This is a genomic window from Bartonella sp. HY038 (assembly GCF_014117425.1).
Taxonomy (GTDB): Bacteria; Pseudomonadota; Alphaproteobacteria; order Rhizobiales; family Rhizobiaceae; genus HY038.
This window is the reverse complement of sequence record NZ_CP059725.1, coordinates 1,415,909-1,429,012: the sequence shown is the minus strand read 5'-3', so window position 1 is coordinate 1,429,012 and position 13,104 is coordinate 1,415,909. Positions and strand designations below refer to the sequence as shown.

General features: G+C 40.4%; 9 protein-coding genes. 4 read left to right on the top strand and 5 right to left on the bottom strand.

From position 1 onward, the window contains the following. Nucleotides 1–50 precede the first annotated feature (50 nt). Complete coding sequence (locus H3299_RS06010; protein WP_182419370.1) at nt 51–3,866, bottom strand: vitamin B12-dependent ribonucleotide reductase; 3,816 nt, start codon at nt 3,864–3,866, stop codon at nt 51–53. Nucleotides 3,867–4,597: 731 nt separating this feature from the next. Between H3299_RS06010 and H3299_RS06005 the strand changes: the two genes are divergently transcribed. Both H3299_RS06005 and H3299_RS06000 read left to right on the top strand, forming a co-directional pair. Beyond that, nucleotides 4,598–5,917: a replication-associated recombination protein A gene (locus H3299_RS06005; protein ID WP_182419369.1), complete on the top strand. Its 1,320-nt coding sequence runs from the start codon at nt 4,598–4,600 to the stop codon at nt 5,915–5,917. A 187-nt stretch (nt 5,918–6,104) separates the two neighbouring features. Next, on the top strand, nt 6,105–6,776 hold the full coding sequence (locus tag H3299_RS06000) for an OmpA family protein (protein WP_182419368.1): 672 nt from the start codon (nt 6,105–6,107) through the stop codon (nt 6,774–6,776). 199 nt (nt 6,777–6,975) lie between these two features. Here the strand turns inward: H3299_RS06000 and H3299_RS05995 are convergent, their stop codons facing one another. From H3299_RS05995 to bcp, 4 genes are all read right to left on the bottom strand, one after another. Continuing rightward, entirely contained in the window at nt 6,976–7,650 is a 675-nt protein-coding gene (locus tag H3299_RS05995; protein ID WP_182419367.1) for a DsbA family oxidoreductase, read from the bottom strand. 67 nt (nt 7,651–7,717) lie between these two features. Next, nucleotides 7,718–9,466 (bottom strand): extracellular solute-binding protein, encoded by a 1,749-nt coding sequence (locus H3299_RS05990; RefSeq protein WP_182419673.1) that lies wholly within the window; start codon nt 9,464–9,466, stop codon nt 7,718–7,720. A 183-nt stretch (nt 9,467–9,649) separates the two neighbouring features. Next, complete coding sequence (locus tag H3299_RS05985; RefSeq protein WP_182419366.1) at nt 9,650–9,868, bottom strand: hypothetical protein; 219 nt, start codon at nt 9,866–9,868, stop codon at nt 9,650–9,652. Nucleotides 9,869–10,024: 156 nt separating this feature from the next. Beyond that, nucleotides 10,025–10,498 (bottom strand): thioredoxin-dependent thiol peroxidase, encoded by a 474-nt coding sequence (gene bcp, locus H3299_RS05980; protein WP_182419365.1) that lies wholly within the window; start codon nt 10,496–10,498, stop codon nt 10,025–10,027. A gap of 502 nt (nt 10,499–11,000) precedes the next feature. Here bcp and trmFO point away from each other — a divergent pair. Continuing rightward, nucleotides 11,001–12,401, top strand: a complete 1,401-nt coding sequence (trmFO, locus tag H3299_RS05975; RefSeq protein WP_182419364.1) for a methylenetetrahydrofolate--tRNA-(uracil(54)-C(5))-methyltransferase (FADH(2)-oxidizing) TrmFO — start codon at nt 11,001–11,003, stop codon at nt 12,399–12,401. 1 nt (nt 12,402) lies between these two features. Beyond that, on the top strand, nt 12,403–13,080 hold the full coding sequence (locus tag H3299_RS05970) for an HAD-IA family hydrolase (RefSeq protein ID WP_182419363.1): 678 nt from the start codon (nt 12,403–12,405) through the stop codon (nt 13,078–13,080). Nucleotides 13,081–13,104 lie beyond the last annotated feature (24 nt).

Genomic DNA, 13,104 nt, shown 5'->3' with positions numbered 1-13,104 from the left:
TCAAACTGAAAATGAGGATCCCCACTTAAACAAATAAGCAGGGATTATTTTTAGCTGCAGCCGCTAGTTGAACCGCATGTATCGCACTTTAAACACGTACCATTACGCACCATGGTGAAGTTTTGACATTCGCTACACATGTCGCCTGTATATCCTTGCATCATTGCTTGGATACGCCGACTAGCGGTTTTCTTTTTAGTTTCCGCCTGCTGTGCTTCTGCATCTTTTATTGATAAAGCATTGCTAATCTCATCATCATTAAACAAAGAATCAATTTCAAATTCGTCAATCGCTTCCTCAGTGATTTCGGGTGTAAAATCATGTTTGAAAGCTGTAGCGCCATCGCTTGATAATGCAGTTGGTTGTGAAGAAGAAACAACGTTAATTGTATTGGCTGGCTTTAATGTCGTGACGTTTGAATTTGCTGAAATTGGTGCAACATTACTGGAAGCTTTAGGCTCATTGGAAAGAGGGCTTAAGCTTTTTGGTTTGTAGCCACGTGTCCAACCGGTTGAAATCAGATTTGTTTTGCCTTCTTTTACGCCTTTACCAAGAGCAGTATTAGAAAAATCTGAAATATCAACATGGGCTAAATCATTGCGACCTAAATAGGAAACAGCAAGTTCACGGAACACATAATCGAGAATTGATGTTGCATTTTTAATTGCATCATTACCCTGAACGATACCGGCTGGCTCAAACTTGGTAAAGGTGAAAGCATCAACATATTCTTCTAATGGAACACCATATTGAAGTCCAAGTGACACAGCGATCGCAAAATTATTCATCATTGCACGGAAAGCAGCGCCTTCCTTATGCATATCAATAAAGATTTCACCAAGACGGCCGTCGCCAAATTCACCAGTGCGTAAATACACCTTGTGACCACCAACGATAGCTTTTTGTGTGTAGCCTTGACGGCGATTAGGTAATTTATCGCGGTCATGAACAACTTTCTCAACCACTTTTTCAATGACGCGCTCAACAACTCTTTCAACCACTTTTTCGCTAACATCGGCAACGCGTGCTGCCATTGGCTTTTCATAAAGAGTTTCCACGCTATCATCTTCGTCATCTTCATCGCTAATAAGAGATGAATTCAATGGTTGCGACAGTTTAGACCCATCACGATATAGCGCATTGGCTTTAAGACCAAGTTTCCAAGAAAGCATATAGGCCTTGGCACAATCTTCAATCTTTGCACTATTTGGCATATTAATGGTTTTTGAAATAGCGCCCGAAATAAAGGGCTGGGCAGCTGCCATCATACGGATATGGCTTTCGACTGACAAATAACGTTTGCCAATCTTACCGCAAGCATTAGCACAATCAAAAACAGCGTAATGCTCTTCTTTTAGGAATGGTGCACCTTCTAATGTCATTGCGCCGCAAACATGGATATTTGCTTTTTCGATGTCTTTCCTTGAGAAACCAAGCGCTTGTAGCATCTCAAAAGAGAAGTCATCAAGTTGTGCGTCACTAAGGCCTAAAACGTTTTTACAAAAATCTTCGCCAAGCGTCCATTTATTAAAGACAAACTTTATGTCAAATGCACTTTTAAGAGCTGCATTTAAAAGATCAATCTTGTCATCTGTAAAGCCTTTGGCCTTTAAGGAAGATGGATTAATCGCTGGCGCTTGATTGATATTCCCATGGCCAACTGCATATGCTTCCATTTCAGCAATTTGCGATTCGCTATAGCCAAGGGTGCGCAAAGCTTCTGGCACGGCGCGGTTAATAATTTTAAAATAACCGCCACCTGCTAATTTCTTAAATTTCACCAAAGCAAAATCTGGTTCAATACCAGTTGTGTCGCAATCCATCACCAAACCAATAGTTCCGGTTGGTGCAATTACGGTTACTTGAGCATTGCGGTAGCCATGTACTTCACCCAATTGCAAGGCTCTATCCCAAGCAAGGCGAGCACGTTCAATTAACCGGTAATCGGGGCAATCAACATCTTTTAATGCAACAGGATTAACCGCGAGTTTTTCATAGCCTTGCGTTTGCCCATAGGCTGCGCGGCGATGGTTGCGTATAACCCGTAACATATGACTAGCGTTTGCAGGATAACCCGTAAATGCACCCAATTCAGATGCCATTTCAGCAGAAGTTGCATAGGCCACACCGGTCATAATAGCGGTTAATGCACCGCCTAATGCACGTCCCTTATCAGAATCATAAGGAATACCAGATGTCATTAAGAGGCCACCAATATTAGCATAGCCAAGACCTAATGTGCGATATTCATAGGAAAGCCTTGCAATTTCGCGCGATGGGAACTGCGCCATCATTACCGAGATTTCAAGCACGATGGTCCAAAGGCGCACAGTATGTTCATAAGCTGCTATATCAATATTGCCATCTTGTTTGCGGTAAGGCAAAAGATTGATTGAGGCAAGATTACAAGCAGTATCATCGAGGAACATATATTCCGAGCAAGGATTTGATGCACGGATAGGACCTGCCGCTGGCGATGTATGCCAGTCATTCATTGTTGTATTGAAGTGCAAGCCAGGATCAGCTGATGCCCATGCCGCATATGAAATACGATCCCATAAATCGCGAGCTTTCAATGTCTTATAAATACCGCCATCGGTACGACGGATAAGATTCCAGTCGGCATCTTGCTCAACGGCTCGTAAAAACTCGTCTTTAACTGATACAGAGTTATTTGAGTTTTGGCCGGCAACAGTTAAATAGGCTTCTGAATCCCAATCGGTGTCATAGGTAGAAAATTGAATTTCTTTAAACCCTTGGCGTGCAAATTGGATAACGCGTTGAATATAATTTTCAGGCACCATATCCTTTTTAGCAGCACGAATTTCACGCTTTAGGGCAGGGTTCTTTTGTGCATCAAAACAATCATCATTATCGGCTTCGCAATTAACGCATGCTTTCATGATAGCGGTTAAATGCTTCTTGACAATTTTAGAGCCAGTGACGAGAGCGGCAACTTTTTGTTCTTCGTTAACTTTCCAATCAATATAGGCTTCAATATCAGGATGATCCGCATCAACCACCACCATTTTAGCCGCGCGACGCGTTGTACCGCCAGATTTAATAGCTCCAGCCGCACGATCGCCAATTTTCAAAAAACTCATTAAGCCAGATGATTTACCACCGCCAGATAGGCTTTCACCTTCACCGCGCAATTGCGAGAAGTTTGAACCTGTACCTGAACCATATTTGAATAAGCGCGCTTCACGTACCCAAAGATCCATAATGCCGCCTTCATTAACAAGGTCATCGGCAACAGATTGAATGAAGCAAGCATGAGGCTGTGGGTGTTCGTAAGATGAAGTTGATTTGGTTAAACGGCCAGTCTGCCAGTCAACATAATAATGCCCTTGACCAGGACCATCAATGCCATAAGCCCAATGAAGACCTGTATTAAACCATTGTGGGCTATTAGGCGCCACGCGTTGCGTCGCTAACATATAAGCAAGTTCATCGCGAAAAGCACGTGCATCTTCCTCGCTAGAAAAATACTTACCCTTCCAACCCCAATAGGTCCAAGTTCCTGCCAAGCGGTCAAATACTTGTCTTGCATCACTTTCACTACCATAGCGCTCACTATGCGGAGTACTGGCAAGCGCGATATCGTCTGCGACCGAGCGCCAAAGCCAAGATGGAACGTCGTTTTCCTCAACTTTTTTCAAAAATTTTGGAACGCCAGCCTTACGGAAATATTTCTGCGCCAAAATATCGGCAGCTACCTGACTATATTGTGCCGGTACATCAATATTTTCCATGCGAAAAACAATCGATCCATCTGGATTTTTAATTTCGCTCGTTGCATGGCGAAACTCAATCTCAGCATAAGGTGATTGACCTGCTTTGGTGAAATAACGGGCAATTTTCATTAGTCTGACCTTATCTATATATTGTGGCGCATATAGCGTTTATGGGAATATATCATCCCATAAAGATTAACCTATCCTGTTATCTTTTTTTGAAAGTGTACCTTCCAAAAGAGACATCAAAGCGCAAAAAAAATAACCTGCAAATAAATGAGGGGCTTAAATTACTCAATTGCAGGCGATTCATTCTTAACGATTTGCTTTTATAAAAATCTATATCTACCATCTAAAATGCAAAATCAACACTAAATATAGTAGGTATGAGTATTTTTTTTAATAATGTATTTACCATAAAAAGTGCTATTAAAAAAACGGCCAACGAAATTTTAAAATTCCGATAAACCGTTACATAGGGCACAAAACGCAAAAACAATGATGAAGCGAAAGATTACTGCTTCATTTTGGCATAAAGGGTTAAAAAAAATAGATCGTCAAGGGCTTGTTTTAATATAAGCTAAAAAACTACATCTTGTGGTTTTCAAACATAGATTTTATAAAAAAACTGTTCATTACTTGTGAATATTGGGGATAGTTTCATTAGGTCATTTTGGACAAGCGCTTAAAGCAAAAAGCTTAGATATCTTCCGCAAAAAAATGGCAACGCAAAGTGCGTTTACAATGCACATGATATTTTAAATATAAAAGATTCGTGTCTTAATCTAACATTGAATTGTTTCTACAAAAACACTAGATCTACGGTATTGAACATGTGTTATGGATAGGCTCTCACTATTATGGATGATTTATTTCAATCGCCAAAACAAGATAAACTTGTTGACCAAAATCGTCCTCTTGCCGAGAGAATGCGCCCTACGAAACTCAATGAAGTTACCGGTCAAGAACATTTAACCGGTGAGCAGGGCATATTAACTCGCATGATTGCATCGCACTCCCTTGGCTCGATGATTTTTTGGGGCCCGCCAGGAACTGGAAAAACGACAATAGCAAGGCTTTTAGCCAATGAAACAGACCTAGCTTTTGAGCAGATTTCAGCAATTTTTTCTGGCGTGGCTGATTTAAAGAAAGTTTTTGAAAAGGCGCGGCTAAATCAGAGTAATGGCCGCCAAACTTTACTTTTTGTTGATGAAATCCATCGTTTTAACCGAGCCCAACAGGATAGTTTTTTGCCGGTTATGGAAGATGGAACGGTGATTCTTGTTGGCGCCACCACGGAAAACCCATCTTTTGAGTTAAATGCGGCTTTATTATCACGTGCTCGCGTGTTAAGCTTTAAATCTCATAGTGAAGAGAGCCTAGCTGTTCTTTTATCTCGTGCTGAAGCTATTGAAAATAAAGCATTACCGCTTGATGAAACTGCGCGCAGCGTGTTGATAAGACTGGCTGACGGCGATGGTCGTGCAGTTTTAACCCTTGCTGAAGAAATTTGGCGTGCAGCGCGTAAAGATGAAATTTTTAGTGCAGATTCACTCCAAGATGTGATACAGCGTCGTGCGCCCGTTTACGATAAGGGGCAGGATGGACATTATAATTTAATCTCGGCGCTTCATAAGTCGGTGCGTGGCTCTGATCCCGATGCCGCACTTTATTACCTATGTCGTATGTTTGATGCAGGTGAAGATCCACTTTATATTGGCCGGCGTTTAGTGCGCATGGCAGTTGAAGACATCGGTCTTGCTGATCCTCAGGCGCTTATTGTGACCAACGCCGCCAAAGATGCTTATGATTATTTAGGTTCGCCGGAGGGAGAGCTTGCTTTAGCGCAGGCTTGCATTTATTTGGCAACAGCACCCAAATCTAATGCTGCATATCTTGCATATAAAACCGCTATGCGCGCCGCCAAAGAAAATGGGTCATTATTGCCGCCACGTCATATTTTAAACGCGCCAACAAAATTAATGAAAGAAGAAGGTTATGGTGGTGGTTATCGCTATGACCATGATGAACCAGATGCATTTTCAGGCCAAGATTATTTTCCTGAAAAAATGAAACGTCAACAATTCTATCAACCGGTTGAACGCGGTTTTGAGCGTGAATTGCAAAAACGGCTCGATTGGTGGGCAAAGCTGCGGCGCGAAAGAGAGCAGACCAATTAATGTAACCTGTAAATATACAGCTTACCAAAGTAGGTTTAAAACGCTAAAATCTAATGAGTGTCGAGTGAATTTAGTGGATTGCTCATAAAAATGCCCTAAGTTATATATTAAAGCTTAAATATTCTTTGTGCCCAATTACTTCGTTCTTGGGTTTTTGTAATTATCGCACTTGATGGAGAAACCATTAATGATCAAGAAAATTGCCATTTTATTAACTGCAGGTAGCTTTTTGGGCGGTTGTATGACAACTGATCCATATACAGGTCAGCAGCAAATATCAAAAACGGCTGGTGGTGCAGCTCTCGGGGCAGGGCTTGGTGCCTTAGGAGGTTTATTCGTTGGTGGTTCAAGCCGTGCCCAACGTAATGCCGTATTGATTGGCGCCGGTGTTGGTGCATTGGCCGGCGGTGCAATTGGCAATTATATGGATCGCCAAGAATCAGAACTAAGAGCCCAATTGCAAGGTACTGGCGTTTCTGTCACTCGTAATGGCGACCAGATTATTTTAAATATGCCTGGTAATGTAACTTTTAATACCGACCAAGATGCTGTCAAACCGCAATTCTATAATACGTTAAATTCGGTCGCTCTTGTGTTGAAGAAATTTGATCAATCAATAGTAGACGTATTCGGTTTTACCGATTCGACAGGTAATGCCAATTATAACCAAGGTCTATCAGAACGCCGAGCTGGTGCGGTTGCACAATATCTTGGCAGTCAAGGCGTTGATCCACGCCGCTTCTCCGTAGTTGGTTATGGACAATCAAATCCAATTGCATCAAATGCAACGGAAATGGGTAGGGCCCAAAATAGACGCGTTGAAATCCAGATCGCTCCACTGCGCCAAGGTGGCTATTAAAATTTGGTTTTATAAAAGAGCAAGCATTTTTGACTTTTTTATTTAAAACAAAACTGTTTAATTAAAACAGTAATATAAATGATAATTGAATGATTTAGAAATAAGTGAAATATTGATAAATTAAAAGCGCCAATTTACTTTTTAGTTAAATTTGCGCTTTTATATTTTTAGCTATATCATTGTTTTAATTGTTTTTAAACTATCGATCTTCGCTACCCTGCGGTTCAAAGCCAGCGCATATCTGCCCAATTGCATCAGCAAATTGCTGAGTTGATTGCGCGCCCATAATCGCATATTTTTTATTAATGATAAAACACGGAACACCTTGAACACCAATTTTTTGGGCAAGAGCAATATCATCTGTCATGGTATTAATATCAACATTTGTTTCAAGAAGTTTTTCAACAACGTCACCACGCATACCTGCTTCACGTGCAATATCGGTTAAAATATTCGTTTCGCCGATATCTTGACCTTGCTCAAAGAACCTTGAAAAAAGCTCATAAGCCACTTTAGTTTGGGTATCACTTTCGGCCTGTCCCGCCCAATAAGTAACCCTATGAGCATCTAATGTATTTGGCATGATTTCAATAGCTTCAAAATCAAACTCGATTTCAAACTCTTTACCAAGTTCAATAAGTTGGCGATGAATTTCATCAACCTTATCTGCTCCACCCAATCGTTGTTTTAAATAACTTTCATAAGGGCGACCAAGTTTTGGAAGCGTTGGGTCAAGCTGATAGGGCTTCCATTCAATTTTAGCATCATTAATTTCTAAGATTTTAAGTGCTTTATCAAGTCGCTTACCGCCAATATAGCACCAAGGACAGACGAAATCGGCGATAATATCGATAGTTAATTTAGTCACAAACAACCTCTTAATGAATAGGCTTTTATATCGCTTGTTATATAAGCACTAAATATAAAAACTAAAACCATTTTTATTTTTTTAACTTTGCTTTTTCGCTTTCATCTATCCACCAAGCTGGGATACGATAACCATAAAGCGAAGTATAATTGGGATGCTTTACATAATTTCGGCGCGCTACTAATTGGTGGGGAAGGTGGTATAGGGGCAAATAATAATAGCCTGAAATAAGCACGCGGTCGAGCGCGCGAACACTGCTGGTAAATTCTTCTTTGCTGCGTGCCTCTAGCATTGTTTTTATCAAGATATCAACTGCAGGATTAGCAACGCCTGCATAATTAAAACTGCCCTCCATATCACGAGATGATGAAGCCCAACGGCGTATTTGCTCATTACCAGGGGACAATGATGCACTTAATCGACCAATAATCATGTCATAATCAAAAGTGCCTAATCGTGTTTGATATTGACTATCATCTATTGAGCGTACTTTAGCTGTAATACCAATACGGGCGAGTGAGCGTTGATAGGCGAGGGCAATTTTTTCCTCTTCGATCGAGCGCGTCATGATTTCAAAAGTAAAAGGCTGACCAGATGGCGTGTAAATCTGATTTCCTTTACGTGTAAAACCTAAATTTTTTAGCTCTTGCCAAGCTTGTTGCGCCCCAAAACGGTTAATTCCAGATGCGTCCGTTTTTGCCGGATGCCATGTTCCATCTAAAATGTCTTGGCTAACCAAGTCAGGGTAGGGCGCTAGCAATTGCCTTTCAAAATCATTTGCCGGTTTACCTATTGATGAAAGCTCCGAACCATCCCAAAATCCCTCGGTGCGCTGATAGAGATTATCAAAAAGATTACGATTTAACCATTCAAAATCCAATAGGCTAGAAAGAGCGTAACGCACTTTTTTATCAGCAAAAAGTGATCGTCGTGTGTTGAACACAAAACCAATCATTGGAGCAGGCGTGCCTGTTTTAAATTCCTCTTTTACAACCTTTCCCTCTTGAACTGCGGGAAAATCATAGCTTAACCGCCAACGATTAGGTTGTTCTTCAATAAACAGATCAAGAATGCCTTTTTTGAAAGCTTCAAATCGAGCATTATCGTTTCGATAATAATCAATGCGAATTTCATCAAAATTATTAAGCCCTTTGTTAACAGCTAGATCTTTGCCCCAATAATTTTCATCACGCTTATAAATAACGCGCTGCCCTTGATCAAATTGAAAAATTTTATATGGTCCTGACCCCAATAAAGGCGTGAGTCCATTTTTTGCAAAATTTTCACGGTTAATAGCATGTTCAGGCAAAACTGGCAGAACACTAGCGATTAATAAAGGTAGCTCTCGATCACCGTCATTATTAAATATAAACCGTACTGCTTGATCATTTATTTTTTCAATTTTCTTTATGCGCTTGGCGTAACTAATAAACGGTGGTCGACCATGTTCAAGCAACAGATCTATGGTAAAAATGATATCCTCAACCCTTATAGGTGCTCCATCTTGAAATTTTGCTAAAGGATTTAAATGAAAAACTGCTTCGGTTCGTGCGTCATTTATTTCAACCCTATCGGCGATTAACCCATAAAGGGTGAATGGCTCATCACGTGAACGCACCATTAAACTTTCAAATACTAAGGATCCTAATTGTTCATCGCCGAAAAGACCGCGAACTGTTGTACGCATACTTGGCAATATAAAAGGATTGAACCCATCAAATGTACCAATAACACCAAAAGACAATCTACCGCCCTTTTGGGCATTGGGATCAGCATAAGGAAAATGATCAAAATTTTTGGCTAATTGCGGACCGCCATGCATGGCAACCCCCGTAGCGATATTGCTATCTTGGGCGTTTACCGTGTTATCAACGCATAAATTGGCAAAAAATAAAACCAAAAAACTGGATAATAATCGGCCTGATTTGCTGCTAAAAACCAATTTAAAACTCTTATACATGACGATTATCCAAATTTAAAAAATGCGTAAAATATCAATAATGAATTAATGAAGCAGAACATGGCTGCCAGTAATAATTGGATCAATATCAACAAAATAGTCATCTTGATTAATGACAGATTCTTTGGCAGCGATATAGTTGGTTTTTGCGGGTAGGGGTTGGCTATAGGGTTTAATATCACCCTCTAATATGCTGCTTTTAAAAGAAAAACTGTTGCTTGGCAAAATGATAGCGGTGGTTATTAAAATAAAAGCAAATTTCATAATTTTACGTTCCTTATGCATTGCTAGCAAAGCATAGCAAGCCATAAAAAAACGTTAATTTATTGGCGAATTACCAATAAAAAGCCAACCTAGCATAAAGACCTAATCCAATATAATTAAACTGGATTAGGTTGCCAATTACAAGAAAAGTGTTTGTTACGCAACTAACGCTTGTGCTGCTTTCAATACAGCTTCAGCATGGCTTGTCACTTTAACCTTACGCCAGATTTCAGCGATTGTGCCATTAGCATCTAAAAGAAGTGTTGTACGCTCTACGCCCATATATTTGCGTCCATACATGGATTTTTCGACCCAAACACCATAGGCAGTCAAAACAGTCTTTTCTTCATCAGCTAATAGTTCAACAGCAAGCTGATGCTTTTCTTTAAATTTGTCATGCTTTTTAACGCTATCGGGTGAAATCCCAAGTACGCGCACGCCAATATCACGAAATTGACTAATAAGAGCGGTAAAGTCCAAAGCTTCTGTCGTACAGCCGCTGGTATCATCTTTAGGGTAAAAATAAAGCACAACTGGCTTGCCTTGCAGTTCCTTTAAAGACACCATATCACCATTATCGTCTGGCAAGGTAAATTCAGGTGCTTTATCACCAATATTTAAGTCTGACATTATAACATCCTTGATTAAATGGGTTTTTATCTATCTATAGCATATTACCGATCTTTCAAACCAAAACATGGTCTTTTCGATAAAGATATCATAAAAAGTTCCATAATATATCTTATGTGATATTTATATTGCTTTTAATATACGAAGCTTTGAGCCATGAAATAGCTTGTACGCCAAATGCCTTTAGCTCTAGCCTATTGCTATTTTTAAAGACTTTGTGATTGCCCCGCTCGAGACTAGGTACTTGCCAGAAGTGACGGAAGCGTTTAAAGAATCTCTCTATCATCGGTTTGTTTAAAGCTGCAGAAACTAATTACAAAAACCTCTTGTTAAAATAGTGGGGCAGCGTTGACCTGTGATTATTGATATCGCTTATAGCAATGTATTTTTGTCATCGCTCTGATTTGATATTTAGATCAAAATGTTGGCTTAAACTCTTTAAGTTTTTTAATAAGTTTAAAGAGTTCACTTTTTTTAGATTTTGAACGTTAGAAAGATAAAAATGTCAGATTTAGATAATCAGGCTTTGCATATTATTGGTGGTGGTCTTGCAGGCTCTGAAGCTGCATGGACCGCAGCAGAGGCGGGTGTAAAGGTTGTTTTACATGAAATGCGCCCTACCCGCGAAACCGATGCTCATAAAAGTGACCATCTTGCTGAATTGGTCTGTTCAAATTCTTTCCGCTCTGATGATAGTCAAACCAATGCTGTTGGCGTATTACACGCTGAAATGCGCCTTGCAGGTTCTTTAATTATGAGCGCAGCTGATGCTCATCAGGTTCCTGCTGGTAGTGCATTGGCGGTTGATCGCGATGGTTTTGCCGCAGAAGTTACCAAACGATTGTCTAATCATCCCAATATAGAAATTCGCCGTGAAGAAGTTGTAGGTTTACCACTCAAAGAATGGGGTAGCACGATTGTAGCGACGGGTCCACTCACCTCGCCTGCCCTTGCTGATGCAATTTTAGCATCAACCGATGAAGCTGCTTTATCATTTTTTGATGCTATTGCACCGATCATTCATAAAGACAGTATCAATATGGATATTTGTTGGTATCAATCGCGATATGATAAGGTTGGCCCTGGTGGTAATGGTAAAGATTATATTAATTGCCCCTTAGATAAGGGCCAATATGAGGCTTTTATTGACGCTTTGATTGATGGGGAAAAGACGGAATTTCGTGATTTTGAAAATACCCCCTATTTTGATGGTTGCCTACCAATTGAAGTAATGGCAGAGCGCGGCCGCGAAACATTGCGTCATGGCCCAATGAAACCAATGGGGCTTACGAATTCTCATCAACCAGATATAAAAGCCTATGGCGTTGTCCAATTGCGCCAAGATAATGCTTTGGGTACGCTTTACAATATGGTTGGTTTTCAAACCAAACTAAAATATGGAGCGCAGACGCAAATTTTCCGGATGATCCCAGGTCTTGAAAATGCAGAATTTGCTCGCCTTGGTGGTTTGCATCGCAATACTTACCTTAACTCACCGCAATTATTGGATCCCTATTTGCGCCTAAAAAGCAATTTAAACTTACGCTTTGCTGGCCAGATTACTGGTTGCGAAGGCTATGTCGAATCTGCAGCAATTGGTTATATTGCAGGGCGTTTTGCTGCGGCTGAAAAGCTTCAAAAATTGATTACTCCGCCGCCGCTAACCACTGCCTTTGGTGCATTGTTAAATCATATTACAGGCGGGCATATTTCGGTAGAGGAAGAGGGTGGAAAGCGCTCATTCCAACCCATGAATATAAATTTTGGTCTTTTCCCCCCAATTGATGTGCCAAAACCAGAGGGTAAAAGACTGCGCGGGAAAGAAAAGACCATCGCCAAGAAAATGGCATTGAGTGCTCGCGCTTTAGAAGATTGGAAAATTTGGTTAAAGGAAAGCAAATAAAATGGCTAAACCTATTATTATATTCGATCTTGATGGAACCCTTGCCCAAACAGCTATTGATTTGCTAGATAGCTTAAATTTTTGTTTACAAGAAAAGGGCTACAAAACTGCGGATTTAGATGATTTGCACCAATTTTTAGGGCAAGGTGGTCGCGTGATGATTCAACGCGCCTTAAGCGAACAAAATATCGCTTTTGATGATGCCATGCTTGATGAAATGGTGGCAATATTTTTAAAACATTATAAGGCTCATATTCCGGGGAAAACAACTTATTTCCCCGGTGCTAGAGAGGCTGTTAAACGCTTTGAAGACGCTGGCTTTTTAACTGCAATTTGTACCAATAAATTTGAAGAAGCTGCAAAACGCATTATCAACGCAATCGATCCGCAAAACCATTATAGTGCAATATGTGGTGGTGATAGTTTTGCATGGCGTAAACCCGATGGTCGTCATATTTTATCAACCATAGAAGCCGCTGCCGGTGATCCAAAACATGCAGTTATGATTGGCGATAGTGCTGCAGATATAAATGCTGCTAAATCAGCCGGAATTCCCGTTATTGCTGTTGATTTTGGCTATACGAATGTTCCTGTTTCGCAGCTTGCGCCCAATCACATTATTAGCCACTTCGATAAACTCATCCCAGAATTGGTGAATAGTATTTTAGCTAGCCAGTAAAATGATATTTTACCGGTCAAAAAT

Bases quoted from the DNA above. Each gene is read 5' to 3' on its own strand.
- H3299_RS06005 (WP_182419369.1), top strand. From the start codon at position 4,598: ATGGATGATTTATTTCAATCGCCAAAACAAGATAAACTTGTTGACCAA.
- H3299_RS05990 (WP_182419673.1), bottom strand. From the start codon at position 9,466: ATGCATGGCGGTCCGCAATTAGCCAAAAATTTTGATCATTTTCCTTAT.
- H3299_RS06010 (WP_182419370.1), bottom strand. From the start codon at position 3,866: ATGAAAATTGCCCGTTATTTCACCAAAGCAGGTCAATCACCTTATGCT.
- H3299_RS06000 (WP_182419368.1), top strand. From the start codon at position 6,105: ATGATCAAGAAAATTGCCATTTTATTAACTGCAGGTAGCTTTTTGGGC.
- bcp (WP_182419365.1), bottom strand. From the start codon at position 10,498: ATGTCAGACTTAAATATTGGTGATAAAGCACCTGAATTTACCTTGCCA.
- trmFO (WP_182419364.1), top strand. From the start codon at position 11,001: ATGTCAGATTTAGATAATCAGGCTTTGCATATTATTGGTGGTGGTCTT.
- H3299_RS05970 (WP_182419363.1), top strand. From the start codon at position 12,403: ATGGCTAAACCTATTATTATATTCGATCTTGATGGAACCCTTGCCCAA.
- H3299_RS05985 (WP_182419366.1), bottom strand. From the start codon at position 9,868: ATGAAATTTGCTTTTATTTTAATAACCACCGCTATCATTTTGCCAAGC.